General features: G+C 69.4%; 18 protein-coding genes, 2 pseudogenes and 1 riboswitch. Of the genes and pseudogenes, 6 read left to right on the plus strand and 14 right to left on the minus strand.

The window, feature by feature from the left end:
• Positions 1 to 366 precede the first annotated feature (366 nt).
• From OHS81_RS08620 to OHS81_RS08635, 4 genes are all read right to left on the minus strand, one after another.
• Positions 367 to 1,056 (minus strand): GntR family transcriptional regulator, encoded by a 690-nt coding sequence (locus OHS81_RS08620; RefSeq protein WP_328383988.1) that lies wholly within the window; start codon positions 1,054 to 1,056, stop codon positions 367 to 369.
• A gap of 265 nt (positions 1,057 to 1,321) precedes the next feature.
• The gene (locus OHS81_RS08625) at positions 1,322 to 2,101 is read right to left on the minus strand and encodes a M23 family metallopeptidase (RefSeq protein ID WP_328383990.1); all 780 of its coding nucleotides are present in this window, start codon (positions 2,099 to 2,101) and stop codon (positions 1,322 to 1,324) included.
• A gap of 12 nt (positions 2,102 to 2,113) precedes the next feature.
• A riboswitch (cyclic di-AMP (ydaO/yuaA leader) is annotated at positions 2,114 to 2,269 on the minus strand.
• A 210-nt stretch (positions 2,270 to 2,479) separates the two neighbouring features.
• A complete protein-coding gene (locus OHS81_RS08630) occupies positions 2,480 to 3,862 on the minus strand; it encodes a M16 family metallopeptidase (protein ID WP_328390988.1) in 1,383 nt (460 codons plus the stop codon).
• Between the two features lie 38 nt (positions 3,863 to 3,900).
• The gene (locus OHS81_RS08635; protein WP_328390990.1) at positions 3,901 to 5,250 is read right to left on the minus strand and encodes a M16 family metallopeptidase; all 1,350 of its coding nucleotides are present in this window, start codon (positions 5,248 to 5,250) and stop codon (positions 3,901 to 3,903) included.
• A gap of 299 nt (positions 5,251 to 5,549) precedes the next feature.
• Here OHS81_RS08635 and OHS81_RS08640 point away from each other — a divergent pair, with 299 nt between their 5' ends.
• The gene (locus tag OHS81_RS08640; protein WP_328383992.1) at positions 5,550 to 7,997 is read left to right on the plus strand and encodes a DNA gyrase/topoisomerase IV subunit A; all 2,448 of its coding nucleotides are present in this window, start codon (positions 5,550 to 5,552) and stop codon (positions 7,995 to 7,997) included.
• A 60-nt stretch (positions 7,998 to 8,057) separates the two neighbouring features.
• On the opposite strand, the gene OHS81_RS08645 is transcribed toward OHS81_RS08640, so the two are convergent.
• Positions 8,058 to 9,164 (minus strand): CobW family GTP-binding protein, encoded by a 1,107-nt coding sequence (locus OHS81_RS08645; protein WP_328383995.1) that lies wholly within the window; start codon positions 9,162 to 9,164, stop codon positions 8,058 to 8,060.
• Positions 9,165 to 9,271: 107 nt separating this feature from the next.
• Positions 9,272 to 10,485: pseudogene (locus tag OHS81_RS08650) on the minus strand (citrate synthase/methylcitrate synthase).
• Between OHS81_RS08650 and OHS81_RS08655 the strand changes: the two are divergent.
• The 4 genes and pseudogenes from OHS81_RS08655 to OHS81_RS08670 form a co-directional block, all read left to right on the plus strand.
• Positions 10,419 to 10,976: pseudogene (locus OHS81_RS08655) on the plus strand (citrate/2-methylcitrate synthase); the annotation flags it as partial. The pseudogenes OHS81_RS08650 and OHS81_RS08655 sit on opposite strands and share 67 nt — an antisense overlap.
• 198 nt (positions 10,977 to 11,174) lie before the next feature.
• Positions 11,175 to 12,173: a sucrase ferredoxin gene (locus tag OHS81_RS08660; protein ID WP_328383997.1), complete on the plus strand. Its 999-nt coding sequence runs from the start codon at positions 11,175 to 11,177 to the stop codon at positions 12,171 to 12,173.
• Positions 12,174 to 13,240: 1,067 nt separating this feature from the next.
• Positions 13,241 to 14,896 (plus strand): sensor histidine kinase, encoded by a 1,656-nt coding sequence (locus OHS81_RS08665; RefSeq protein WP_328390992.1) that lies wholly within the window; start codon positions 13,241 to 13,243, stop codon positions 14,894 to 14,896.
• Positions 14,893 to 15,567, plus strand: a complete 675-nt coding sequence (locus tag OHS81_RS08670) for a DUF7342 family protein (RefSeq protein WP_328383998.1) — start codon at positions 14,893 to 14,895, stop codon at positions 15,565 to 15,567. The genes OHS81_RS08665 and OHS81_RS08670 overlap by 4 nt, the downstream gene beginning before the upstream one ends.
• A gap of 154 nt (positions 15,568 to 15,721) precedes the next feature.
• Here OHS81_RS08670 and OHS81_RS08675 read toward each other — a convergent pair whose 3' ends face one another.
• The 6 genes from OHS81_RS08675 to OHS81_RS08700 all read right to left on the minus strand — a co-directional run bounded on the left by OHS81_RS08675 (position 15,722) and on the right by OHS81_RS08700 (position 22,571).
• Complete coding sequence (locus OHS81_RS08675) at positions 15,722 to 17,326, minus strand: solute symporter family protein (RefSeq protein WP_328384000.1); 1,605 nt, start codon at positions 17,324 to 17,326, stop codon at positions 15,722 to 15,724.
• Positions 17,323 to 17,829 carry a DUF485 domain-containing protein gene (locus tag OHS81_RS08680; protein WP_328384002.1) on the minus strand — a complete coding sequence of 169 codons (507 nt, stop codon included), beginning with the start codon at positions 17,827 to 17,829 and terminating at the stop codon, positions 17,323 to 17,325. The genes OHS81_RS08675 and OHS81_RS08680 overlap by 4 nt, the downstream gene beginning before the upstream one ends.
• Positions 17,830 to 17,924: 95 nt before the next feature.
• Positions 17,925 to 18,611 carry a response regulator transcription factor gene (locus tag OHS81_RS08685; RefSeq protein ID WP_328384004.1) on the minus strand — a complete coding sequence of 229 codons (687 nt, stop codon included), beginning with the start codon at positions 18,609 to 18,611 and terminating at the stop codon, positions 17,925 to 17,927.
• Positions 18,608 to 19,774: a sensor histidine kinase gene (locus OHS81_RS08690; protein WP_328384006.1), complete on the minus strand. Its 1,167-nt coding sequence runs from the start codon at positions 19,772 to 19,774 to the stop codon at positions 18,608 to 18,610. The genes OHS81_RS08685 and OHS81_RS08690 overlap by 4 nt, the downstream gene beginning before the upstream one ends.
• Before the next feature lie 30 nt (positions 19,775 to 19,804).
• Positions 19,805 to 20,293: a DUF1453 domain-containing protein gene (locus OHS81_RS08695; RefSeq protein ID WP_328384008.1), complete on the minus strand. Its 489-nt coding sequence runs from the start codon at positions 20,291 to 20,293 to the stop codon at positions 19,805 to 19,807.
• Positions 20,294 to 20,450: 157 nt separating this feature from the next.
• Positions 20,451 to 22,571 (minus strand): DNA gyrase/topoisomerase IV subunit B, encoded by a 2,121-nt coding sequence (locus tag OHS81_RS08700; protein ID WP_328384009.1) that lies wholly within the window; start codon positions 22,569 to 22,571, stop codon positions 20,451 to 20,453.
• Between the two features lie 445 nt (positions 22,572 to 23,016).
• Here OHS81_RS08700 and OHS81_RS08705 point away from each other — a divergent pair, with 445 nt between their 5' ends.
• A complete protein-coding gene (locus OHS81_RS08705; RefSeq protein ID WP_003981845.1) occupies positions 23,017 to 23,247 on the plus strand; it encodes a DUF7455 domain-containing protein in 231 nt (76 codons plus the stop codon).
• 122 nt (positions 23,248 to 23,369) lie between these two features.
• Here the strand turns inward: OHS81_RS08705 and OHS81_RS08710 are convergent, their stop codons facing one another.
• Positions 23,370 to 24,179, minus strand: a complete 810-nt coding sequence (locus tag OHS81_RS08710) for a serine protease (protein ID WP_328384012.1) — start codon at positions 24,177 to 24,179, stop codon at positions 23,370 to 23,372.
• A 137-nt stretch (positions 24,180 to 24,316) separates the two neighbouring features.
• Positions 24,317 to 25,870 (minus strand): RNA polymerase sigma factor, encoded by a 1,554-nt coding sequence (locus OHS81_RS08715; RefSeq protein ID WP_328384013.1) that lies wholly within the window; start codon positions 25,868 to 25,870, stop codon positions 24,317 to 24,319.
• Between the last annotated feature and the right edge of the window lie 378 nt (positions 25,871 to 26,248).

Raw genomic sequence — 26,248 nt, forward strand, 5'->3', positions numbered from 1 at the left:
CTGCTGCGGCGGCCCCGTCGCGGCGACCGGTGACCGGTTGCCGCGACGGGGCCGTTTCGCTGTGCCGGGACCTTGGCCGTACCGGAACCTTCGCCGTAGCGATCCCCGTACCGGAACCAGTTCGCCGTACACGGGACGCCGGAGACGATGCCTCGATATCGGGGACGCAGGAAAAAGCGTGCGCTATTCATTCCTTCAATGCCTCACCGATGGCAGCGCACATGGCAGTGCAGCAGGCATTCCGGCACAGCACATATAGCGGCACACGCATTGCGGCACACATGCACGCTGAATGCGGGCGGGGACGAAAATTCAATCTCGCACCCCCGAATCCCCTTCCGCGCTTCTTTGTATACGGGGCGATTGTTAAGGGCGGGCACGGGCCGTGTTGACGGGCGGTTTCGGATCCCTCACCTCCGTCTTGGCGGGCCGTCGGAGCCGGTACACCGGGAGTGAGTGTTCGACATGAGCCGCCATCAGAGCACGGGCCCGTTCCGCATCCCCCCGGGCCACCGCGTCCAGCACCGCGCCGTGTTCGTCCCACGACTCCCCCGTGCGGGCGGGCAGTTCCACGGCATACATCCACTCGATCTTGCGCCGCAGCTGGGTCAGCAGCGCCGTCAGACTGGGGCTGCCGACCGCCTGGGCCAGCGTCTCGTGGAACCAGCCGTCCAGTTGGCGCAGATCCGCCGGGCTGCCGTGACGGGCCCGCTCGCGGCCGAGCCGTACCAGGCCGCGGAGCACCTTGAGGTGGGCCGGGCTACGGCGGGCGGCCGCACGGGCGGCACCCAGCGGCTCCAACAGCGCGCGGACGTCGAGGAGATCGGCGGCCTCCTGCTCGGTGGGCTCGGCGACGCAGGCGCCCGCGTGGTGGCGGGTGGTGACAAACCCTTCGGACTGCAGAGTCCGCAGCGCTTCACGGACCGGCACCCTGGAGACGCCGTACCGGGCCGCAAGGATCTCTTCGATCAGCCGGCTCCCCGGCGCCAGCGCACCGGAGACAATGTCATCGCGAATCGCCGTGCATACCGCATGAGCGGAAATATGGCCTCGCATCTTCCGTGCCTCCGCCTTAATCCCCTGGAAACGCCGCCGGTCGGCGCCTTTTCCGTGACTCTATTCGACCGGAACGGATTTTCGCCGGGCTCCGGTTATTCATGGAAATTTTTTGGCCGGAAGTCGGCGGGAGGGCACGGCATATCCCCTGCACACCGGCCGCGGCGCCGGATACGCCGAAGCCCCGGCCGTGGAGCCGGGGCTTCGGGCGGAGGCTCGGCGCGACGCGGCCTCTGTGAGGAGCGCGGGCGGGCGAGGCGGAAGATCAGACGTTGACGCCGTGCGAGTGCAGGTACGCGACCGGGTCGATGTCCGAGCCGTAGTCGGCGCCGGTACGGGCCTCGAAGTGCAGGTGCGGGCCGGTGGCGTTGCCGGTGGCGCCGGAGAGGCCGATCTGCTGGCCCGGGGTGACGTGCTGGCCGACCGAGACGCCGAGCGACGACAGGTGACCGTACTGGGTGTACGTACCGTCGCTCATCTTGATCACGATGTTGTTGCCGTACGAACCGCCCCAGCCGGCCTCGACGACGGTGCCCGTGCCGACGGCGTGGACGGAGGTACCGGAGGCGGCGTGGAAGTCGATGCCCGTGTGGCTGCCGGAGGACCACAGACCGCTGGAGGCCTTGTACGAGGTGGACACGTAGGAGTCGGCAACGGGGGCGACGAAGGTGTTGAGACGCTTGCGCTCCGCCTCGCGGGCGGCGCGCTCCTTGGCCTTGCGGGCGGCTTCGACGCGCCGCTTGGCCTCTTCGGCCTGCTTCTTGGCCACGGCCTCGGCCTTTGCCTTCGCCGCCGCGGCCTCCGCTTCGGCCTGCTGCTCGTCGGCCTGGGCCGCGACGTGGTGGGCGAGCTCGTCACCGAGCACCACGGCATGCTGCAGACCGGTGTCGTGGGCGCGGGCCTCGTCCGTGGCCGCCAGCGCCGGCGAGGCCACGGAGGCGACCACGCCGCCGGCCGCGAGGGTGGCTATGCCGGCGATGTTGCGGGTCGTCCGAACGGGGCGGCTCGTACGACGGTGCTTCCCGGTGGCACGGATGAACGCCATGTACTGGCTTGTCCTTTCCCTCCTTCTCGCCTACCGGGTTAGCTGACGGGTTCGGAGCAGGAAGGTCTCCTACGGGCTCCTCCGGAGGGGAGTCCGATTCACCCCAAGGGACTCTGGGTCCCCGGCTCCCCTAGCTCGCGCCGTACGGGGACTCGGCGATGACTGTCCGGTGCCACGGTTGTGGCGGACTTGTGACGAACAGCCGGACCGACGCTAAACGGGGCAACTTTCAATCGGCAAACAGATCCGCATTTTTGTGCGGGATGCCACAAGAACCGAGGCACCGGCCGCAATAAACCGGACATACGGCAACTCCCGTGGCGGACCACCGCCACGGGAGTTGCTTTGTCGATATGTGACCTGCCGTCACATGACGGACTAGCCGCTGACGACCGTCACCTCACCGATGCCCAGCGCCTTGATGGGCTCGGCGATCTGCGCCGCATCGCCCACCAGGACCGTCACCAGCCGGTCCACGGGGAAGGCGTTGACGGCCGCCGCGGTCGCCTCCACCGTGCCGGTCTCCGCGAGGCGGACGTACAGCTGCGCCTGGAAGTCGTCCGGCAGGTGCTGCTCCACCTGGTCGGCGAGGGTGCCGGCGACGGCTGCCGCGGTCTCGTACTTCAGCGGCGCGACCCCGACGAGGTTCTGTACGGCGACATCCCGCTCGGCGTCCGTCAGCCCCTCTGCCGCAAGGGTGCGCAGCACGTTCCACAGGTCGTCGAGCGCCGGGACGGTGGAGGCGGTGTCCACCGAACCGCTGATGGCGAGCAGCGAGGCACCCGTGGCCCCCTCGGGGGACGTGGGAGCGGTGGAGCGAAGCACCTGGCCGAAGGCGCGCACCCCGTACGTGTAGCCCTTCTCCTCGCGCAGAACACGGTCCAGACGGGAGGTGAGGGTGCCGCCCAGGCAGTACGTGCCGAGGACCTGCGCGGGCCACACCCGGTCGTGCCGGTCGGCGCCGATACGCCCGATGAGCAGCTGCGTCTGGACGGCGCCGGGGCGGTCCACGATCACCACGCGGCCGGTGTCGTCGGCGACGATCGGGGAGGCCTTCAGCGGCTCGGCCGACGAGCCGCGCCACGCGCCGAGCGTCTCGGCGAGCGCGGCGTCCAGGTCGACCCCGGTGAAGTCACCGACGATGACGGCAGTGGCCGTGGCGGGCCGTACATGGGCGTCGTAGAAGGCACGGACGGCCGCGGCATCGACGCGTCCGACGGTCTCCTCGGTGCCCTGGCGCGGCCGTGACATACGGGACGTGGCCGGGAACAGCTCCTTGGACAGCGCCATCGCCGCGCGCCGGGCCGGGTTGGCGAGCTCGTGCGGGATCTCGTCGAGACGGTTGCGCACCAGCCGCTCGACCTCGCTCTCCGGGAAGGCGGGAGCGCGCAGCGCGTCGGCGAGCAGGCCGAGCGCACGCGGCAGCCGGGACGCCGGCACCTCCAGGGAGACCCGTACGCCGGGGTGGTCGGCGTGCGCGTCCAGGGTGGCGCCGCAGCGCTCCAGCTCGGCGGCGAACTCCTCCGCGTCGTGCTTGTCGGTGCCCTCGGACAGGGCACGCGCCATGATCGTGGCGACGCCGTCCAGGCCCTCGGGCTCGGCCTCCAGCGGAGCGACGAGGTTGATCTCGACGGCGACGACCTGCTGGCCGGGGCGGTGGCTGGTCAGGAGGGTGAGCCCGTTGGGCAGTTGGCCGCGGTCGGGGGCCGGGAAGGCCCACGGCCTGGGCGCGCCGCCCTGGGGCTGCGGGTGAAAGTCCATCCTGCTCACGGGGGAATCGGCGTGGGTGGTGGCGTCGCTCACTGGTCCGCCTCCCCTTCCTCGGTGTCGGCGGCGTCGGTCGGCTCGGTGGGCTCGGTGGGCTCGTAGACGAGCACCGCGCGGTTGTCGGGGCGCAGCCGGGCCTTGGCGACCGCCTGCACCTCCTCGGGAGTGATGTCCAGAACGCGCTGCACGGCGGTCAGCGCCAGCTGCGGGTCGCCGAACAGGACGGCGAAGCGGCACAGTTCGTCGGCGCGGCCGCTGACCGTGGCCAGCCGGTCCAGCCATTCGCGCTCCAGCTGGGCCTGTGCCCGCTCCATCTCCTCCGGGGTCGGGCCCTCGGCGGCGAAGCGGGCCAGCTCCTCGTCGACCGCGCGCTCGATGCCGGGGACCTCCTCGCCGCCGGACGTCTTCACGTCCAGCCAGCCCAGTGAGGGCGCGCCGGCCAGCCGCAGCAGGCCGAAGCCGGCCGCCACGGCGCTGCGGTCACGGCGCACCAGCCGGTTGTACAGGCGGGAGGACTCGCCGCCGCCCAGGACGGTCAGCGCGAGGTCGGCGGCGTCCGCCTCACGGGTGCCGTCGTGCGGCAGCCGGTAGGCCGCCATCAGCGCCCGGGCGGGCACGTCCTCCTCGACGACCTCGCGCAGCTCGCCTCCGATGACGTCGGGAAGCGTGCCGTCCCGTGGCGCCTGCTTGCCGTCGTGCGCGGGGATCGAGCCGAAGTACTTCTCGACCCAGGCCAGCGTCTGCTCGGGGTCGATGTCGCCCACGATCGACAGGACGACGTTGTTGGGCGCGTAGTACGTCCGGAAGAACGCCCGCGCGTCCTCCAGGGAGGCCGCGTCCAGATCGGCCATCGACCCGATGGGCGTGTGGTGGTACGGGTGGCCCTCGGGGTAGGCCATGGCCGTCAGCTTCTCGAAGGCCGTGCCGTAGGGGACGTTGTCGTAGCGCTGGCGGCGCTCGTTCTTGACGACGTCGCGCTGGTTCTCCATCGACTCGTCGTCGAGCGCGGTCAGCAGCGAGCCCATCCGGTCGGCCTCCAGCCAGAGCGCGAGCTCCAGCTCGTGGGCGGGCATGGTCTCGAAGTAGTTGGTGCGCTCGAAGCTCGTGGTGCCGTTGAGCGAACCGCCGGCGCCCTGCACCAGCTCGAAGTGGCCGTTGCCCGTCACCTGCGCGGAGCCCTGGAACATCAGATGCTCGAAGAGGTGCGCCAGGCCCGTACGGCCCTTGACCTCGTGGCGGGAGCCGACGTCGTACCACAGGCAGACCGCTGCGACCGGGGTCAGGTGGTCTTCGGAGAGCACCACGCGCAGGCCGTTGGCCAGCCGGTGCTCGGTCGCTGTCAGGCCGCCGGAGCCGGCTTGTTCTGTGGCCGTGTGACCCATGGGCATGTACGTCCCTTCGATCCGCTTGCGAGGAAGTTCTGTCACTGTATGCAAGCGCATCGGCATCTGGCGAAGTCACCGGGCGGCCGGCCCGGGATGAGCGCCGTGCGCGAGCCCGCAGGAGCTGAAGGGGGAGTCGCGGTCGGCGTTGTCAGTGGGGCGGTCCACAATGGTCCGCGTCAGACTCAGACATACTCGCGGGTCGATCCCTCAGCTGGTTGACCCGACTGGTTGACCGTTGTTCCGATGCCGCCTCCCCGGCATCGGCAGTAGACGCAGCTAAAGGAGCCGCAGCCGCGATGGCCCGCCGCAGCACGAAGACCCCGCCGCCGGACGACTTCGAGGAGAGGATCCTCGACATCGACGTCGTCGACGAGATGCAGGGTTCCTTCCTCGAGTACGCGTATTCGGTCATCTACTCGCGCGCCCTGCCGGACGCCCGCGACGGTCTCAAGCCCGTGCACCGCCGCATTTTGTACCAGATGAACGAGATGGGGCTCCGGCCCGATCGCGGTTACGTCAAGTGCGCCCGCGTCGTCGGCGAGGTGATGGGTAAGCTCCATCCGCACGGCGACGCGTCGATCTACGACGCCCTGGTGCGCATGGCGCAGCCGTTCTCGATGCGGCTGCCGCTCGTCGACGGCCACGGCAACTTCGGTTCGCTGGGCAATGACGACCCGCCCGCCGCGATGCGGTACACCGAGTGCCGGATGGCGTCCGCGACATCCCTGATGACGGAGTCCATCGAAGAGGACACCGTCGACTTCGCGCCGAACTACGACGGCCAGGAGCAGGAACCGGTCGCCCTCCCCGCCGCGTATCCGAACCTCCTGGTCAACGGCGCGTCCGGCATCGCCGTCGGTATGGCGACGAACATGCCGCCGCACAACCTGGGCGAGGTCATCGCCGCGGCCCGCCATCTGATCAAGCATCCGAACGCCGATCTCGACACCCTGATGCGCTTCGTGCCGGGTCCTGACCTGCCGACGGGCGGCCGGATCGTGGGCCTCGGCGGCGTACGGGACGCGTACGAGAAGGGCCGCGGCACGTTCAAGATCCGCGCGACGGTCACGGTGGAGAACGTCACCGCCCGCCGCAAGGGCCTGGTCGTCACCGAACTCCCCTTCACGGTCGGCCCCGAGAAGGTCATCTCCAAGATCAAGGACCTGGTCGGTTCGAAGAGGCTCCAGGGCATCGCGGACGTCAAGGACCTCACCGACCGCGAGCACGGCCTGCGGCTGGTGATCGAGGTCAAGAACGGCTTCAACCCCGAGGCCGTATTGGAGCAGCTGTACAAGCTCACGCCGATGGAGGAGTCCTTCGGCATCAACAACGTCGCGCTGGTGGACGGCCAGCCGCTGACGCTGGGCCTCAAGGAGCTGCTGGAGGTCTACGTCGACCACCGCTTCAACGTGGTGCGGCGGCGCAGCGAGTTCCGGCGGACCAAGCGGCGCAACCGTCTCCACCTCGTCGAGGGCCTGCTGACGGCCCTGGTGGACATCGACGAGGTGATCCGGCTCATCCGCTCCAGCGAGAACAGCGCACAGGCCAAGGAGCGGCTGATCGAGCGGTTCTCCCTGAGCGACATCCAGACGCAGTACATCCTCGACACCCCGCTGCGCCGGCTGACCAAGTTCGACCGTATCGAGCTGGAGTCGGAGCGTGACCGGCTGCAGGACGAGATCGAGAAGCTGACGCGGATCCTGGAGTCGGACACCGAGCTGCGCAAGCTGGTGTCCGGCGAGCTGGCCGCGGTCGCGAAGAAGTACGGCACGGACCGGCGGACGGTCCTGCTGGAGTCGGCGGGCACCTCGGTCGGCGCGGTGCCGCTGGAGGTCTCCGACGACCCGTGCCGGGTGCTGCTGTCCTCGACGGGGCTGCTGGCGCGTACGGTCGCCGGGGACATGGCCTTCGACGCCGATGCCAAGCGCGTCAAGCACGATGTGATCGTCTCGGCGGTGCCGGCGACGACCCGCGGCGAGGTGGGCGCGGTGACGTCCCTGGGCCGGCTGCTGCGGATCTCGGTGATCGATCTGCCGCACCTGCCGGAGACCGCGGCGGCGCCCAGTCTCTCGGGTGGCGCGCAGCTCTCGGAGTTCCTGACGCTGGAGGACGGCGAGGAGCTGATCTGTCTCACGACGCTCGACGAGTCGTCGCCGGGCCTGGCGCTCGGCACGGAGCAGGGCGTCGTCAAGCGGGTGGTGCCCGACTACCCCGCCCACAAGGAAGAGTTGGAGGTCATCACCCTCAAGGACGGGGACCGCATCGTGGGCGCGGCCGAGCTGCGCACCGGCGAGGAGGACCTGGTCTTCGTCACCAACGAGGCGCAGTTGCTGCGCTATCCGGCGTCGCAGGTGCGGCCGCAGGGCCGGCCTGCGGGTGGCATGGCGGGCGTCAAGCTGGGGGAGGGCGCGAAGGTGATCGCGTTCGCCGCGGTCGATCCGGCGACCGAGGCCATGGTGTTCACGGTCGCCGGCTCGCACGGCACGCTGGACGACTCGGTGGCGACGGCCAAGCTCACCCCGTTCGACCAGTATCCGCGCAAGGGCCGGGCGACCGGCGGGGTGCGGTGCCAGCGGTTCCTGAAGGGCGAGGACGTGCTCATCCAGGCGTGGGTGGGACCGGCTCCGGTGCATGGCGCGGACGCCAAGGGCACCCCGGTCGAGATGCCGGAGGTGGATCCGCGCAGGGACGGCTCGGGTGTGCCGCTGATGAAGCCGGTGACGGCGCTGGCGGGGCCGGTGTAGGCAGGCGCGTGACGGATGCGGGTGACGCCGTCGGGCCGGTGGAGGACCGGTCCGACGGCGTCAGCCGTCTTGGGAGTCCTCGCGCGCGGCCACGTACCGCAGCACACCCCACATACTGTTCTGGTCTGCGTCCGGCGGTGCGCTCTCGCGGCAGTTGTCCAGTTCCTTGTGCAGGGCCGGTGCGTCGATACCGCTGCCGATCATGACGAGCTGGGTGCACCGCTCCTCGCCCTTCGGCCACGGTGCGGGATAGAAGCGCAGGAAGTCACCGACGGCGTGCACCGTGAACTTCTGGCGGTTCTCCGGTAGGTCGAAGTGGACGAAGCCCTTGATGCGGTAGAGGCCGGCGGGGCGGCTGTCGAGGAAGTCCATGAGGCGGCGCGGGTGCATCGGCTCGGCAGAGGTGAACTCCACGCTCTGGTAGGCGGCATGGAGATGACCTGCGTGGTGGGTGTGGCCGGGGTGATCGCACTGGTCGTCCGGACCGTGCGTGGAGTCCTCATTCGCCGCGGTCTCGCGCAGCAGGTCCTCGAAGGACAGCTGGCGCACGGCCGCGTCGAGGTCCTCACCCGGCCCACGGTCGAAGAACAGCTCGGGATCGATCTGCCCGTAGGCCGTGCAGATCACAGGCCGGCCGGGAGCAAGGTCCGCGAGCGTGTCCATGAGGTGCTGCCGTGCCGCGTCGCCGACGCGATCGGCTTTGTTGAGCACCACGATGTCGGCGATGCCCACATGCCGGTCCAGTTCCGGATGCCGGGCCCTGGTGTCCTCGAACTCCGCGGCGTCGACGACCTCGATCAGCCCGCCGTAGACGATCCTGTCGTTGTCACTGGCGAGGATCATCCGGATGAGTTCCTGCGGCTCGGCCAGCCCGCTGGCCTCGATGACGATCACATCGATCCGGGCGGCGGGGCGCGCGAGCCGTTCCAGGTAGGTGTCGAGTTCGCTGGTGTCGACCGCACAGCACAGACAGCCGTTGCCGAGCGAGACCATCGAGTCCACCTGCCCGGCGACGGTCATGGCATCGATTTCGATGCTGCCGAAGTCATTGACGATGGCGCCGATACGGGTGCCGTCGCCGTTGCCGAGGAGGTGGTTGAGCAACGTGGTCTTGCCTGACCCGAGGAAGCCCGCGAGCACGACGACCGGGATCTGTTGCGTGGCCAAGGGGGCGCCTCCATGGTGCGGGTGGCGGGCCGCGCGGACCGGCGGCGGACGAGCTGCCGATCGTAACGGAATGCCCGCGCCGCGAGCCCGGCCCACCCCCGCACCGTCTACGGCGCTCCCCGCTGGCAGGGCGCGACGACAGGCAGCGGCTGCGGCGGAGGCGGGCCGACGTACCGGGCCGCGGGGCGAATGATCTTCGAGTCCTCGGCCTGCTCCAGGATGTTGGCGCTCCATCCCACCACGCGGGCCGCGCAGAAGGTCGGCGTGAACATCTCGCGCGGCAGCCCGCACAGCTCCATGACGACCCCTGCGTAGAGCTCCACATTGGTGTGCAGCTCACGTCCGGGCTTGAGCTCGGCCAGCAGCTCTTCCACCCTCGCCTCCACCTGGACGGCGAAGTCCACCAGCGGCCCACCGATCTGTTCGGCGATACCTCGGAGCATCCTGGAGCGCGGGTCCTCGGTCCGGTATACGGAGTGGCCGAACCCCATGATCCGGTCCCCGCTCAGGACACGGTCGCGGATCCAGGGGTCGATGCGGTCGGGTGTGCCGATGGCGTCGAGCATGTCCAGGGCTCGACTGGGCGCACCGCCGTGCAGCGGTCCGGAGAGAGCGCCGACGGCACCGACCAGGCAGGCCGCAAGATCGGCGCCGGTGGAGGCGATGACGCGTCCGGTGAAGGTCGACGCGTTGAAGCCATGGTCGATGGTGGAGATCAGATACGCCTCGATCGCCCGGACCCGGTCGGGCTCCGGCTCGTCGCCGGTGAGCATGTAGAGGTAATTGGCGGCGTAGCTCAGATCCGAGCGGGGCTCGACGGGCTGCAGGCCCCGGCCGAGCCGGTGGAGCGCGGTGACCAGGGTCGGTACGGCGGCGCACGCGGCGAGCGCGTCGGCACGTCGGCGGCCGGCATCGATGTCGTACAGCGGCCGGAAGCCGGCCGTCGCGCCGAGCAGGGACAGGCCGGTGCGCAGCCCGGCGAGGGGGCCGGAGAGCACACCGGCACGAGCGAGGGCAGGCAGCGCATCGCGTACGGCCGCGGGCAGTGGGCGCAAAGCGGCGGTCTCGGCGCGAAGGCCGCGAGCTGCGCCGCGTCGGGCAGCTCCCCGTGGAACATCAGGTACCAGACGTCCTCGAAGGTCCGGGCGGTCGCCAGCTCGACGGCGGAGTACTGGCGGTAGTGGTAAAAGCCCTCGATGCCCCGGACGTCGCCTACTTGGGTCTCGGTGACGATGACGCCCGCAAGCCCACGGGGTGCGTCGATCCCTCGCCGCCTCGACGTTCGCGGTACGCGTCGCCGCCTCCGCCCGCGCGCATCCATACGCGATCGTCTCGGCAGGCTTCGGGGCACTGGACGGCGTGCTGCACGGTGCGGCAAGCGGACTCGCCCACCGGATGCTGGTGGAGGTGCGGGACCGGGGCAGCGCGGCTGCCGTGGTCGCCGACCATCTGCGGACCGGCCGCCGGGTCCCGGGCCTCGGTCATCGCCTCTACCCGGGCGAGGATCCGCGAGCCCGCACCCTGTTCCGCCTCCTGGAGGACATCCCGCGGGCCCGCCCCGCCCTGCAGGCCGCCCGTCAAGTGGTCACCACCACGGCCCGGCACACGGAGCTGCATGCCAATGTCGATCTCGCGCTGGCCGTACTGGCCGTCTCGACAGGCATGCCGGCGGAGGCAGGCGAGACCATCTACGCCATCGCCCGCACCGCCGGCTGGATCGCCCACGCCCTGGAGGAATACGCCGAACCGCCCCTCCGGATGCGCCCAAGTGGTCACTACCACGGCCCCCGCCCGCCACAGCCGCTGCCGTGACGGGAGGCTGCCGCTGGGTGGGCTACCCCGGGCGGTGCCAGGACTCCAGCAGCACCGGCGCCGATGCCGGAACCCTGGCATCGCCGGACCTCACGCGAAGGGGCATCTGCCATCACCGCGGGACATCCGGTTGCCCATCGCCCCGTTGCACACCCACCCGGAAGCCGACGCGGGACAGATGAGGTTAGGCTCACCTATGTGAGTACCTGCGCCACCGCTTCTCGTGAATCGGCCGAATCTCTCGCCGGGACCGCGGCCCCTGCCCGGACCTGGCTGCTCATCGAGCAGCCGGGGCCCTGGGGCACCCATGCACTGACGGACAGCCACCTCGACCCTGACGTCGGCCGGGCCTTGGAGACCGCGGCAGAGGGAACGGGCGTACGCATCGCCCTGATCCGCCGGCCGGGGCGCCACGCCGACCGCCACGGCACCTCCCGGCGACGACTGTTCCTCGCGCACACCGCGCCGGGACGATCCTGGATCCGCACGACCACCGTCACCGACCCGCGGGCGGTCCTCGGGCTGGACTTCGCGGCCCTGGGAGCGGGAGAGCACCACAGCCTCTGGGAGCCGTACATCGGTGAGCCGCTGGTCCTGGTGTGCACCAACGGCAAGCGGGACCGTTGCTGTGCCCTGCTCGGCCGCCCGCTGGCCGCAGAGCTCGCCGCCGGCGGAACCGAGGCCTGGGAGGTCACCCACATCGGAGGTCACCGCTTCTCCCCCACCCTTTTCGTCCTCCCCTACGGCTACGCCTACGGACGGGCCTCGGCCCCCCTGGTCAAGGAGGCCGTGGAAACGGCGCGCGACGGACGGGTCACGGTCAACCACGCCCGTGGCCGCTCCGCCTGGGACCGGCCGGGCCAGGCCGCCGACCTTGCGGTCCGTCAACTGATCGGGGAGGACCTGGCGGACGCACTCGACGTCGTACGGACCGACACGGTGTGGCCCGAACCGAGGTCGGCCGACAGCCTGACGCCCGGCAATGCGTCCTTTACCGGAGCCTCCGCCGCCTGGGCGATTACCGTGGCGCACTCCGACGGCCGTGTCTGGCGAGTCGTCGTCGAACAGCGGGCCGATGGTGCTGCGGCGCCCGCCAGCTGTGGTGCGCCGCTCGGTCCACCGGCGCGTATGGCGGTTGTCTCGATCAGTGCGGCGAGCAGCATGCCGCAAAGGACGGTCCAGGCCGTCGGCAGGTGACTTGGCGGACCCCCCGAGACGCTCACCGGGTACTTCACCACCCCGTGCTCCCGAACCCCGCGTTTCCGCCCCAGGAGACAGACACGGACCCTCATACGGACCAATCCGCGGCTTGCCCGGAAAGCGACGGTCGCTCCGGCCACATGCGGCCCCGCCGGACGCGCACACGGCACCCGGCAGCGGGCGACTGCTCCACGACCAGGTGAGCCGGCAGACCAGACGCACCGACCAGCTACGCCGGGACCGTCCGCCTGCGGCCCGGCGACCGAGCGGCACACATCCCTCCCTCCTCCACGCCTTGCGCCACGTCCCGTGGCTGACCTCCCCCGTCGACCGCATGACCGCTCCCTTCCGCACGCACATCGCGCATCACATACCGGCCGATCGGCCCGCACCCCGGCGCAAGGCCCAGCCGCCTACTCACCGTGCGAGGCTACGCGCACACAATCCGCAACCAAAAGGCCTGTGGATAACCACTCCTGGTCCCTTCCAGCCTCGTTGACACGCACCTGACCTGCGCCTTCGTTACTGGAGTCAGCCTCTGCCACCAATCGGCGAGACGCCGCTGACGCCACTCATGCCGAGATGCCGATGGAATCCCTCCTGCTGGGATTGCACGGATGAGCAAAGGACCGAACGCGACGAGCTGACGGGGCAGCCGTGAGTCGCGGCAATGTCGTCGCCGTCGGCCAGTCAACAGCGCGCGTCATGTTCTGCGGCTCGTGACGGGCGGGGCACCTCGCGAGTCGCCGCTCGGACACCCTCCGAATTCGCTTCGTCAGGGAATACCGGCCGACCCTTCTCCGCGCTTACTGTTCGTTCGTATGGGCGAGAAGGAAGCGTCGGTCCCCCGCCCGAGCGCCGCAGAGCCCTCGGGTCCCGCCCCGTTTCCCACCGAGACGGCCTCCGGCGCCCGCAGCAACGAGCCACTCGGCACCCCGCAGACGAGTGCCGATCTACAGGCTCCCGACACTCGGGCCCTGGTCGACCCCGACCCTACCGACTACGCAACGCGTCGGCCGAGGCCTCGGCTGGGGTGGCCACGGCGGGTCTTCTCCCAGGTGCTGATGGTGCAGCTGGCCATCGCAGCCGGTGTCACAGCCCTGGCGACCGGCCTGTTCCTTGCCCCGCTCAGTGCACAGCTCGACGACCAGGCGATGCGCCGTGCCCTCGCCATCGCACAGACCACCGCGGCCGAGCCTCGCCTTGACGATGCCCTGGAGTCCTCCCGTCCGACGCGCCACGGCCCCGTACAGCACGAGGCGGAGCGGATTCGCGCGGCCACCGGCGCCGAGTACGTCGTGATCATGGACAAGCAGGGGGTGCGCTGGTCGCATACCGACCCCGATGAGATCGGCCGCCACGTCTCTACCGATCCGAGCATCGCGCTCTCCGGCCAGGAGGTGATGCAGATCGACGAGGGCACCCTGGGCAGGTCCGCGCGGGGCAAGGTCCCGCTCCGTGACGAAGACGGCAAGGTCGTCGGCGCCGTCTCCGTCGGCATCGCCTACGAGAGCGTGCAGGAACGGCTGCTCTCCACCGTCCCCCAGTTGCTCGCTTACGCGGGCGGAGCGCTCGCCGTGGGCGCACTCGCCGCCTATCTCGTCGCCCGCCGGCTGCAGCGCCGCACCCACGACCTGGCGTTCTCCGATATCTCCGCGTTGCTGGTCGAGCGGGAGGCGATGCTGCACGGCATCCGGGAAGGGTTCCTCGCCCTCGACAAGAACGGCCGCATCCGCCTGCTGAACGACGAGGCACAGCGTCTCCTGGATCTCCATGCCGAGGACACCGGCCGCCCCTTGGACGCGGTCCTGCCTCCCGGCCGTACGACGGACGTCCTGGCAGGCCGCGTTTCGGGAGCAGACCTACTGGCTGTCAGCGGGCACCGGGTCCTGGTGGCGAACCGCATGCCGACCGACGACGGCGGAGCCGTGGTCACCCTGCGCGACCGTACCGAGCTGGAGCGGCTGGGGCGTGAACTGGACGGCACCCGCGGCCTCATCGATGCCCTCCGTGCCCAGGACCACGAGCACGCCAACCGGCTGCACACCCTCCTCGGCCTGCTCGAACTCGGGCTGCACGAGGAGGCAGTGGAGTTTGTGACGCAGGCCGTGGGCGTGCATCACGCGACCGCCGAGCAGGTCACCGAGCGCATCCACGATCCGCTGCTGGCTGCCCTGCTGGTGGGCAAGGCCACGGTCGCCACCGAGCGCGGCGCCTCCCTGCGCATCTCCCCCCGTACACACCTGCCCGACCGCCTCGTCGACCCGCACAGCCTGGTCACCGTCCTCGGCAACCTCGTCGACAACGCACTGGACGCGACGTCGGGTGAGCGTGACGCGCAGCTGGAAGCGGAGGTCCGCGCCGACGGCCGCACCGCCATCGTGCGCGTCATCGACAACGGACCGGGCGTGCCCGAAGAGCGCCGCGGGGAGATCTTTACCGAGGGCTGGACGACGAAGGAACCGCCGGCCCACGGGCAGCGCGGCATCGGCCTCGCGCTCGTACGGCGTCTCGCCGAGCGCTACGGAGGCAGTGTCGAGGTAGGCGACCGTCCCGGTGGCGGGGCGGTGTTCACCGTGACGGTCCCCGACGCACTGTCCGAAGAGCTTCCCGAAGCACGTGAAGCAACCCACCAGGCAGCAGTCACGGACACTCACACCACCAGCCGGCCCGAAGGGGGCGCTCGTCGCCCCAACGGCTCCACGGAGGCCGCCAGATGATCGACGTACTGGTCGTCGACGACGATGTGCAGGTCGCGAAGATCAACGCTGCCTATGTCGCGAAAATCGAGGGGTTCCGTGTCAGTTGCCTCGCGCACACAGCCGCTGAGGCCCTTGCCGCCCTTGAGACCCACTCCGTCAATCTGATCCTTCTCGATCACTACCTCCCCGACAGAACAGGGCTCCAACTGGTCGGCGACCTGCGGCGGCGTGGCCTGGTCACCGACGTGATCATGGTGACGGCGGCGCGAGATATCGCCACCGTGCAGGCCGCGATGCGCCACGGTGCGCTGCAGTACCTCGTCAAGCCATTCACCTTCGCAGGCCTGCGCTCCAAGTTGCTGGGATACGCGGCGCTGCATCGCACCTTTGCGGGTGGTGGGCAGGCCGAACAGTCCGAAGTGGACTGGATCTTCGGGGCGTTGGGAGCCGCCAACGCGGGTCCCGCCGAGCTGCCGAAGGGACACTCCACCGCCACCGCCGACCGGGTGCGCTCGGTGCTGCGCTCCGCGGGCGCCCCGCTGTCGGCGCAGGACGTCGCCCTCCAGGCGGGGCTGAGCCGGCAGACCGCACAGCGCTACCTCAAACTGCTGGAACGCACCGGGCGAGTGCGCCTCACACTCAAGTACGGCGAGACCGGCCGCCCCGAGCACCGCTACGAGTGGGTCTAGCCAGGAGAACGAACGCCACCGTGAGCCGTTGGGCACCGGCAAACCGGTGTACACGGGTAGGGCGCGGCAGCCACGCAACACGCGGCTGCGGCGCCCGTCCGCTCCAGGGCCAGGGCCGGCCCGACCCTGGTGTATCGGAATGTGTCGAGCGGGCCTAAGCCGCCCCCGCCCCTGTCAGCGCCCGTACCTCCGTCTCTGCATGCCGCGCCTCATCGGCGGCCTCCGGGGAAAGCACCGTTCCCAGCCACCCCAACAGGAATCCCAGCGGGATCGATACGACACCAGGGTTGTCGAGCGGGAAGAAGGCGAAGTCCATCCCGGGGAAAAGTGACTCCTGGCTGCCGGAGACCACCGGTGAGAGAACGACCAGAGTGATCGCAGGGATCAGACCGCCGTACACGGACCAGACCGCGCCCCGGGTGGTGAAGCGGCGCCAGAAGAGCGTGTACAGCAAGACCGGCAGATTGGCCGATGCGGCAACGGCGAAGGCCAGGCCCACCAGGAAGGCGACGTTGAGGTCCTGGGCCAGCAGGGCGAGGCCGATCGCGACCGCACCGACGGCCACCGCTGCGATGCGCGCCACGGTCACCTCGGCCCGCTGGGCATCCTGCGCCGTGCCGCGCGGACGCCGCAGCGAGGCATACAGATCGTGCGCGACGGAAGCCGACGAGGCGAGTGTGATGCCGGCGACCACCGCCAGGATGGTGGCGAACGCGACTGCCGCCACCACGGCGAAAAGAACCGTGCCGCCGGTCGACCCCGCGCCGCCTCCCAGATCGAGGGCCAGCAGCGGGACGGCGGTGTTGCCTGCCGTATTGGACTTACGGACGGCGTCGCTGCCGAGTACCGCCGCAGCACCGAAGCCAAGCACGATGGTCATCAAGTAGAAGCCACCGATCAGCCCGATGGACCAGACGACGGACCGACGGGCGGAACGTGCCGTGGGGACGGTGTAGAAGCGGGAGAGGATGTGCGGCAGCCCGGCGGTGCCAAGGACGAGCGCGATGCCGAGGCTGATGAAGTCCAGCCGAGAGATCCAGTCCGCACCGTATTTGAGGCCCGGCGCGAGGAAGTCGCGGCCGTGGCCACTGCGTTCGGCGGCGGTGTTCAGCAGGGCGTTGAAGTCGCCGTGAAACCGGACGAGTACCAGGACGGTCAGAGCGATGGCGCCCCCCATGAGGAGCACGGCCTTGACGATCTGGATCCAGGTCGTGGCACGCATCCCGCCGAAGGCGACGTAGACCACCATCAAGGCACCGACCCCGATCACCATCCAGGTACGGGCTTGCTGACCCGCGCCCCCCAGAAGCAGGGCGACCAGACTGCCGGCCCCGACCATCTGCGCCACCAGATAGAGCACCGACACGGTGACGGAGGCCGCCCCGGCCGCCATACGGACGGGTCGTTCCCGCATCCGGGCTGCGACGACATCGGCGAGGGTGAACCTGCCGCAGTTGCGAACCAGTTCGGCGACGAGGAAGAGGACGACGAGCCAGGCGACGAGGAAGCCGACCGAGTACAACAGGCCGTCGTAACCGAAGAGGGCGATCAGGCCGGAAATCCCGAGGAAGGAGGCGGCGGACATGTAGTCCCCCGCGATGGCGAAACCGTTCTCCATCGGAGAGAAAAGCCTCCCACCCGCGTAGAACTCTTCGGCGGAGCCGTGCCTGCGACGGCTCACCCAGGTGGTGATCGCCAGGGTGACGGCGATGAACACGCTGAACAGAACCCAAGCAAGGGCCTGGTGGTCGTCGGTCACCGTACGTTCCCTCCGGTGAGCTCCTGGGTTTCCCAGCGGATATCGAGCGCCGCGCTGTCCCTGCACAGCCGGGCATGGCGCGCGTACGCCCAGGTCAGCAGGAATGTCGTGGCGAACTGACCGAGTCCGGCCAGCATCGCGACGTTCAGGGCGCCGGCGACACGGTGGGCCATGAGGCCGGGCGCGGCGGTCGCCGCGATCACATAGGCGAGGTACCAGGCCAGAAAGACCGCCGTGCCGGGCAGGACGAACCGCCGGTAGCGGCGGCGCACCTCCTGGAAGGCCACGCTTCTTTGCACCGCAAGATAGATCTCGTCATGCGGCGAGGACCGCTCGCTCTCAGGTACCGGTACCGGCCGGGGTGACGGCCCACTGCCCCACTCGGCCGCTGCCTCCGCTGCGCCGTCCAGTTCGCCCCACCCGGAGGCGAGAGCGTCGTACCAGGGGTCGTCGAGCCGTACGCCCCCTGATTCACCGGCCGAGCGGCCGTCCTGCTTGTCCACCGAACTCTCCTTGGTGCACGGGGCTGTTGTCCGTGCGACCCAAGGTTGGACAGAAAGGAAGATCCGGGACTCTTCATTCCGAACCCTTCACCCCATCAGGTGATGGGCTGTCCGGGCGGCTGTGCCAGGCCGTGGCGGTACGCGTAGTGGATGGCTTGGGCCCGGTCCCGCAACCCTGCTTTGGCGAAGAGGTTGTTGATGTGTGTCTTCACCGTCGCGGTGGAGACGTGCAGCGTCCGCGCGATCTCCGGATTGGACTGGCCATCGGCGACCAGCCGCAGCACCTCCACCTCGCGGACGGTCAGGCCGTCCGGAGGCACGTCCGGCGGTTGCGGCAGGGGCCGTACGGGCTCCGCCACCCGCTCCAGCAGCCTCCGCTGGATCGTGGGCGACAGACCGGCTTCGCCCGAGAGCACACCGTCGATGGCGCGGACGATCTCATCGCCGTCCGCGTCCTTGGTCAGATAGCCACGGGCACCGGCCTGCAGTGCAGGAAAGAGCGAGTCGTCGTCCGCATAGGTGGTGAGCACGACGACCTGAGTACCGGGATGTTCGGCACGGATGCGCCGGGTGGCCTCGACACCGTCACAGCGCGGCATACGCAGGTCCATCAGTACGACGTCGGGGCGGAGTTCGGCGACGAGCCGGATGGCGTCCGCGCCGTCCGCGGCCGACCCGACGACCTCGATACCCGGCAGCAGTCCCAGCAGCATCACGATTCCCTCGCGCACCACCGTCTGGTCATCGGCGACCACCACCCGTGTCACTGTGCGTGCCGTCATACAGGCACCCGCAGCCGCACCACGAAACCCTCCTCGTCGGGGCCGGAATCCAGCGTTCCACCGAGAAGTTCGGCGCGCTCCCGCATCCCGAGCAGACCGTATCCGGAGCCGCTGTCCCCGAGCTCGCCGGGCTTGCCGCGGCCGCCGAAGTCACGCACCTCCAGCCCTACGCCGTCCCTCCCGTACTCCAGCCGCACATTCACCCGTGCCCCCGGTGCGTGCTTACGTACGTTCGTCAGCGCCTCCTGGGCGACCCTGCGGACCGCGAGGCCCGCCTCCGCCGGCAAGGCACGGCCCTCGCCCGCCACCTCCAGCTGAATGCCCTCAGCGGCCGCCAGGCGGCGCAGAAAGTCCTCGACCGGGATCATCTCCCCGCGTAGCGCGGAAAGCGCCTCACGGGTGCCGTCCAGCCCTTCACGGGCCATCCCCCGGCACGCGACCACCCTGTCCAGGAGCTGATCACGGTCCGCCTCGAGGTCGGTGCTGCGCTGGATCAGCTGCCGCGCCGCTTCCAGGTGCACCAACTGGGCGCTGAGGCTGTGGGCAAGGACGTCGTGGATCTCGCGTGCGATCCGCCCGCGTTCGGTGAGCGCCGCCGATTCGGCCTCCGCCTTGCGGGCAGCCCGTTCCTGGGCCAGCAGCCGCTGGGCGTTGCCGCGGGCCTCGGCATCCAGCCGTACGACATAGCCCGCCAGTGCCAGACCCACGGTGGTCGCGGTGGTCGCGATCCAGTTACCGTCGCCCACCACCGCGTACGAGCCGAGGGCTGCGGCGGCGCACGGTACCGCGACGCTCAGCGGAAGCCGCTCCAAGGCGATGACGGCACAGGCACACCACAGCACGATCGCGGGCACCTGCGCCCCGGCGAACGCGAAGCCGAAGGCCGCCGCCACCAGTAGTGCGAACAGCCCGATGGACGGCCCCAGACGGCGGGCCAGCGTCATGCGGAAGAAGCCGCGGAAAACCAGGACGGTGACGGCCATGCCGACACACGCCGCCACCCGCCCCCAGCCGGTGAAGCCCGGCCCCGTCAGGGTGATCCACACCAGGCCGGCGAGCACCACGACACGCACCGCTCGACCGATCCACACCCGGGCACCGCTGACGCCCTCACGGGACAGTGACTCCCGCAGGGGCCACCTCGTCCAGTAGTTCAGCGGCACGTACGGTCCTTCCCAAGGCGCGCGGGGGCGTCAGCCCGCAACAGGGACACGGTACGTCTGCTGCAGGGCCTGGGCCCGCCAGGTGGTGACACCGGCACGGGCCAGCAGCATCGCCGCAACGGAGAGCATGGTGGCCGCGCCGCCCTGGTGGACCCCCACGGCCGCCGCGATGCCCATGAGACCGAGCCGCAGCACCATGCCGCACAGCCACACACCGGCCGCCGCCCAGCCTCCTTTGCTCCAGACCGCGCCGTCCGCGTCCGTCCAGATGCGTGTCGTCCACGCCCACCCGACGCCGCAGGCCAGCCCGATAAGGATCTCCACGCCGAGCAGGACGGCGGATGCCGCGTGGTGTCCGGGGTCCAGGAGGCCGGGCTGCCGCACCGCCAGGGCCGTCAGGACGACCGGAATCAGCCACCACTTCTTGCCCTCCGAGGTAACACGCTGCGCCGTGAACTGCCGGATGAACACCCATGCAACCGCCGCGGTGATCACAACGATGTTGAGCAAGCCGCTCATGGACTCAGGCCCTCCGTGGGACGGGGAATTCGACGTTTCCGACGCTACGGAGCGGTATCGACGGCCGGATCGGAGACAGGGTGGGGGCCGGGTGGAAATGCCACGGGCGCCCGTCCACCCAGGGGTGGAGAGGCGCCCGTCGGGAGCTGCGTTCCGGTCAGGTGTCGATGCGCGAACGGTCGAGAGTGGATGCGGAGTTGGTGATGAACTCCTTACGGGGGGCGACTTCGTTGCCCATCAGGAGGTCGAAGGCCTTCTCCGCCGCTTCGAGATCGCTGATGTTGATGCGGCGCAGGGTGCGGTGGCGCGGGTCCATGGTCGTTTCGGCGAGCTGGTCGGCGTCCATCTCCCCCAGGCCCTTGTAGCGCTGGATGCTGTCCTTGTAGCGGACCTTCTTGCGCTGGAGCTCGAGCAGCGTCTGGCGCAGCTCGTTGTCCGAGTACGTGTAGATGTACTTTTCCTGACCCTTTTTGGGGTTGATCAGCTCGACCCGGTGCAGCGGCGGGACGGCCGAGAACACCCGGCCCTGCTCGACCATGGGCCGCATGTAGCGCTGGAAGAGCGTCAGCAGCAGGCAGCGGATGTGCGCGCCGTCGACGTCCGCGTCGGCCAGGAAGATGACCTTGCCGTAGCGGGCGGTGTCGATGTCGAAGGTGCGACCGGATCCGGCCCCTATGACCTGGATGATGGCGCCGCACTCGGCATTCTTGAGCATGTCCGAAACCGATGACTTCTGGACATTCAGGATCTTGCCGCGGATCGGCAGCAGCGCCTGGAATTCCGAGTTCCGGGCCAGTTTTGCGGTGCCCAGTGCCGAGTCGCCCTCGACGATGAAGAGTTCGCTGCGGTCAACGTCGTCACTACGGCAGTCCGCGAGCTTGGCCGGCAACGAGGAGGACTCCAGCGCCGTCTTCCGCCGCTGGGCCTCCTTGTGCTGGCGGGCGGCGATGCGCGTCCGGGCCGCGGCGACGATCTTCTCCATGACGGCGCGCGCCTGCTGCTTGTCGTCCCGCTTGGTGGAGGTGAGGAACGACTTGAGTTCCTTGCTCACCACCTGGGCAACGATCCGCGAGGCGGCGGAGGTGCCGAGCACCTCCTTGGTCTGGCCCTCGAACTGCGGCTCCGCGAGTCGTACGGTCACGACGGCGGTGAGGCCCTCCATGGCGTCGTCCTTGACGACGTCGTCCTCGGCGACGCGCAGCAGCTTGCTCGACCGCAGCACCTCGTTGACCGTCTTGGCGACCGACCGCTCGAAGCCGGAGACGTGGGTGCCGCCCTTGGGTGTCGCGATGATGTTGACGAACGACTTGAGCATCGCGTCGTAGCCGGTGCCCCAGCGCAGCGCGATGTCGACACCCAGTTCCCGGGTGACCTCGGTGGGTGTCATGTGGCCGCGGTCGTCGAGGACGGGCACGGTCTCCTTGAAGGTGCCCTGGCCGGTCAGCCGGAGCACGTCGCAGACGGCCTTGTCCTGCGCGAGGTACTCACAGAACTCACTGATGCCGCCGTCGTAGCGGAACGTCTCTTCCGTCTTGCCGGCGCCGTCGATGCCCCGCTCGTCACGGACGACCAGGGTCAGGCCGGGTACGAGGAACGCGGTCTGGCGGGCGCGGGCGTGCAGCGTCTCCAGGGCGAGCTTGGCGTCCTTGAGGAAAATCTGCCGGTCGGCCCAGTAGCGCACCCGGGTGCCGGTCTTCGTCTTGGCGATGCGCTTGCCCTTGAGCAGGCCGTTGCCCGGGTCGAAGGGGGCGTCGGGGCCCGATTCGGTGAAGATGCCGGGGACGCCGCGACGGAAGCTGATCGAGTGCGTCTTGCTACTGCGGTCCACCTCGACGTCCAGCCGGGCGGAGAGGGCATTGACGACCGAGGCGCCGACGCCGTGCAGACCGCCGGAGGCCGCGTAGGAGCCGCCGCCGAACTTTCCGCCGGCATGCAGCTTGGTCATCACGACCTCGACGCCGCTGAGGCCGGTCTTGGGCTCGACGTCCACGGGGATGCCGCGGCCGTTGTCCCTGACCTCCACCGACCCGTCGCCGTGGAGGATCACCTCGATGTGGTCGCAGTAGCCGCCCAGCGCCTCGTCGACGGAGTTGTCGATGATCTCCCACAGGCAGTGCATCAGGCCGCGACTGTCCGTCGAGCCGATGTACATACCGGGGCGCTTCCGGACGGCCTCGAGCCCCTCGAGGACGAGCAGATGCCGCGCGGTGTAGTTGGAACCGTCCCGGTCTGCCCCGGTCAGCACTGCGGTGGACGGCACGGACATCTCGGCGGTCACGCGGTTCGCTCCTCGCTGAATTTCTGGCAGCCCGCATTCCGCGGACTCGGTTGTGGCGGTGTCGCCCGTCAGAGGGTACCGAGGCCTGGTAGAGCCGATGTGACGCCACCCGTAAGCATGCCCATGGTAGTAGAATTTCGCTCGTACGTTCGATCCCTCGATGGGGTGACGTCCGAGTGACGTGCACATCACGTTCCCTTCGAGGCATGAACCATTTAGGCTCCGGGCACGTCCTCATCAACAACCGGCAAGCCAGCCGGGAGGACACAGATCCAACAACCAACGTGAATCAGACCACCACGCAATACGGCTCATTCGCCGCCACCCGGCAGCACCCGGCCCCCTCCGAGAATTTTTTCGAGGAAAAGGCACGAGCGGGAACGTTTTCGGCCTGGTTGGATGTTGACCCTGGTACGACAGCTCGTCGAGCTAGAGAAGAGGCGACGTGACTACTGTTCTGACACCCGCGAGCCCGCTGACGGCCGCTGACCGCTGCGACCGCTGCGGCGCCCAGGCATACCTGCGCGTCGTCCTGATGTCCGGCGGAGAACTGCTCTTCTGCGCCCACCACGGTCGCAAGTTCGAGCCAGAACTCAAGAAGATCGCCGCGGAAATACAGGACGAGACGGAGCGGCTGACCGCTTCTCCGGCGTCCGCGTCCGATGAGGAACGCTGACACTTCGCATCCACGACGAGCGAGCAGCGGCCCAGCGCCGTATCGCGGGCGGTTCCCCGACACCACCGGGGACACCGCCCGCACTCGTACGCGCATGCATGCCTGTCAGTGCCCCGCACCGGTCAGCCGGCCCCGTTTGCGGACACCGCCGGGAGAATGGCCGAGGCGCGCGTATAGACCCCGGGGCTGCCCGGCCGACCGCAGCCGGTCCCCCACGACACGAGACCCACCAGCCGTCCGCGCACGACCAGCGGCCCGCCGCTGTCCCCCTGGCAGGCGTCGTGGCCGCCGCGCGGCGCCCCGGCACACAGCATCGTCCGCGCCTTGTACGTACCGTCGGCACTGCCCGGGTACGCCCGCGCACAGACCGCATCGGGCAGCACATTGACGTGCGCCGCGCGCAGCCGTGACGCGTAGCTGCCTCCGCCCGTGGTGTCCCCCCAGCCGTAGACCGTGGCCGCATTGCCGGCCCGGTAGGCACTGTCCTGCCGTCCCGCCATCGGGATGGGCCGGTTCGGAACCGGCTTGTCCAGCGTGAGGACAGCCATGTCACCGTCGTTCGTGTAGCTGTCATAGCGCGGGTTTACCCACACCTTCGCCGGCTTGAGTTCCTGACCACCGCCACCGCTGATCTTGTCGCGGCCGACGACGATCCTCAGGTCCCGCACTTCCCGCCAGGGGACGCCCAGCACCTCCTTGCTCAGACAGTGCGCCGCCGTCACCACCGTCGAGTGCCCGACGAGCACACCGCCGCAGAACTGCCCGGAGCGCTGGGCCCCGAACCGCTCATGGGAGGCCAGTGCCACCGCCCAGGGGCTCTGTGACAGCGCTGCGGGCTTACCGCCGATCACCAACTCGTCCGCAGTCGCCGACACCGGCAGGACGAGGACCAGCGCGAGGGCACCGAGGGCAGCAGGTGCGGTCGGGCGCATTCGGACTCCTGACTCTGGGACAGCGCGCACACACCCAGAGTGACCCAAACGGCGGCCCGGCGCACCCCGGACGAGCGCGAGCCCGGCCACTCCAGCTAAGGAGTGACCGGGCTCGTGGCGCTCTTGGGGCGGTCGGACTAGTCGAGGTAGTCGCGCAGCACCTGGGAGCGCGACGGGTGACGCAGCTTCGACATCGTCTTCGACTCGATCTGACGGATCCGCTCACGCGTGACGCCGTAGACCTTGCCGATCTCGTCCAGCGTCTTGGGCTGGCCGTCGGTGAGGCCGAAGCGCATGGATACGACGCCGGCCTCACGCTCGGAGAGGGTGTCCAGAACCGAGTGCAGCTGCTCCTGCAGAAGCGTGAAGCTGACCGCGTCGGCCGGGACGACCGCCTCGGAGTCCTCGATGAGGTCACCGAACTCGCTGTCGCCGTCCTCGCCCAGCGGGGTGTGCAGCGAGATCGGCTCGCGGCCGTACTTCTGGACCTCGATGACCTTTTCGGGGGTCATGTCGAGTTCCTTGGCCAGCTCCTCCGGGGTGGGCTCGCGGCCCAGGTCCTGGAGCATCTGGCGCTGGACACGCGCGAGCTTGTTGATGACCTCGACCATGTGGACGGGGATACGGATCGTACGGGCCTGGTCGGCCATGGCACGCGTGATGGCCTGACGGATCCACCACGTGGCGTAGGTCGAGAACTTGTAGCCCTTGGTGTAGTCGAACTTCTCGACCGCACGGATCAGACCGAGGTTGCCCTCCTGGATCAGGTCCAGGAACAGCATGCCGCGGCCCGTGTACCGCTTGGCCAGGGAGACGACCAGACGGAGGTTGGCCTCCAGGAGGTGGTTCTTCGCCCGGCGGCCGTCCTCGGCGATGATCTCCAGCTCACGCTTGAGCTTCGGTGCGAGCTTGTCGGAGTTCGCCAGCTTGTCCTCGGCGAACAGACCCGCCTCGATGCGCTTGGCGAGCTCCACTTCCTGCTCGGCGTTGAGGAGCGGGACCTTGCCGATCTGCTTGAGGTAGTCCTTGACCGGGTCGGCGGTGGCGCCGGCCGCGGCGACCTGCTGTGCCGGGGCGTCGTCCTCGTCGTCGTCGGACAGGACGAAACCGGCGTTCTCCGTGCCCTCGGCGGCCTCGGGAGCCTCGCCCTTGCCGGGCGTCGGGGCCTCCTCGGTCACCTCGTCGTCGAGCAGCTCGTCGACGTCCTTCTTGGACGCGGTCTTCTTGGCGGTGGCCTTCTTGGCCGTGGCCTTCTTCGCAACCGTCTTCTTGGCGGTCGCCTTCTTCGCCGCTGCCTTCTTTGCAGGCGCGGACTCGGACTCATCGGCCGACGGGTCCGCCACAGGGGCGGGGGCCGCGGCGGCGGTGGTCTTCTTGACCGTGGCGGCCTTGGCCGCGACGGTCTTGGTGGCGGTGCGCTTCGCCGGACTCTTCGCTGCGACGCTCTTGCGGGTGCGCTTGGGCGCCTCTGCGGCACTGACCATCAGCGTCACACCCTCCTCGTCGAGGATCTGGTTGAGGCTGCGCAGAACGTTCTTCCACTGGGTTGGCGGAATCTGGTCAGCCTCGAAGGCCCGACGCACGTCATCGCCGGCGATCTGCCCATCTGCCTTTCCCCGCTCGATGAGCGCCATCACAGACTCGGACTCGGCGATCTCCGGCGGGAGCGTACGGGATGTGCTGGCCGACACGAACAACCTCTCGGAACGATGGAAACGGCTTCCGACCCCGTCCAGTATGGATCGGAGCCGACGACCGCCGGTGGGGATGGACCGACGGCGCAGGGGCAACCGGGGAGTTGAACAGCGTCACGAACGCCGCTCGTATTCCCTCCTCGGCTATCACCTCTTAAGTCATCGCGCTTCCCGGAAGAGCGTTACGCCCAAACTGCGTGGCCCGAGTCACACCCCATAACGACCCATTCCCAGTCATATGACATGCAATCCTCCCAAGACCTGTCGCCGGATCCGGTCGATGACGCGGATCCGGCGATATCTCTGCGCCTCGCCGCGTACGGCGTGCCCTGCCCCGAGGGGCGCGCAGGGCACGGGGCCGCGCGGCGCCTACGG

It is taken from the genome of Streptomyces sp. NBC_00400 (assembly GCF_036048035.1).
Taxonomy (GTDB): Bacteria; Actinomycetota; Actinomycetes; order Streptomycetales; family Streptomycetaceae; genus Streptomyces.

Excerpts from the sequence above, each read along its gene's own strand:
- OHS81_RS08695 (WP_328384008.1), bottom strand. The coding sequence starts at position 20,293 with ATGAGCGGCTTGCTCAACATCGTTGTGATCACCGCGGCGGTTGCATGG.
- OHS81_RS08665 (WP_328390992.1), top strand. The coding sequence starts at position 13,241 with ATGGTGCAGCTGGCCATCGCAGCCGGTGTCACAGCCCTGGCGACCGGC.
- OHS81_RS08630 (WP_328390988.1), bottom strand. The coding sequence starts at position 3,862 with ATGGACTTTCACCCGCAGCCCCAGGGCGGCGCGCCCAGGCCGTGGGCC.
- OHS81_RS08640 (WP_328383992.1), top strand. The coding sequence starts at position 5,550 with ATGGCCCGCCGCAGCACGAAGACCCCGCCGCCGGACGACTTCGAGGAG.
- OHS81_RS08670 (WP_328383998.1), top strand. The coding sequence starts at position 14,893 with ATGATCGACGTACTGGTCGTCGACGACGATGTGCAGGTCGCGAAGATC.
- OHS81_RS08685 (WP_328384004.1), bottom strand. The coding sequence starts at position 18,611 with ATGACGGCACGCACAGTGACACGGGTGGTGGTCGCCGATGACCAGACG.
- OHS81_RS08625 (WP_328383990.1), bottom strand. The coding sequence starts at position 2,101 with ATGGCGTTCATCCGTGCCACCGGGAAGCACCGTCGTACGAGCCGCCCC.
- OHS81_RS08620 (WP_328383988.1), bottom strand. The coding sequence starts at position 1,056 with ATGCGAGGCCATATTTCCGCTCATGCGGTATGCACGGCGATTCGCGAT.
- OHS81_RS08710 (WP_328384012.1), bottom strand. The coding sequence starts at position 24,179 with ATGCGCCCGACCGCACCTGCTGCCCTCGGTGCCCTCGCGCTGGTCCTC.
- OHS81_RS08635 (WP_328390990.1), bottom strand. The coding sequence starts at position 5,250 with ATGGGTCACACGGCCACAGAACAAGCCGGCTCCGGCGGCCTGACAGCG.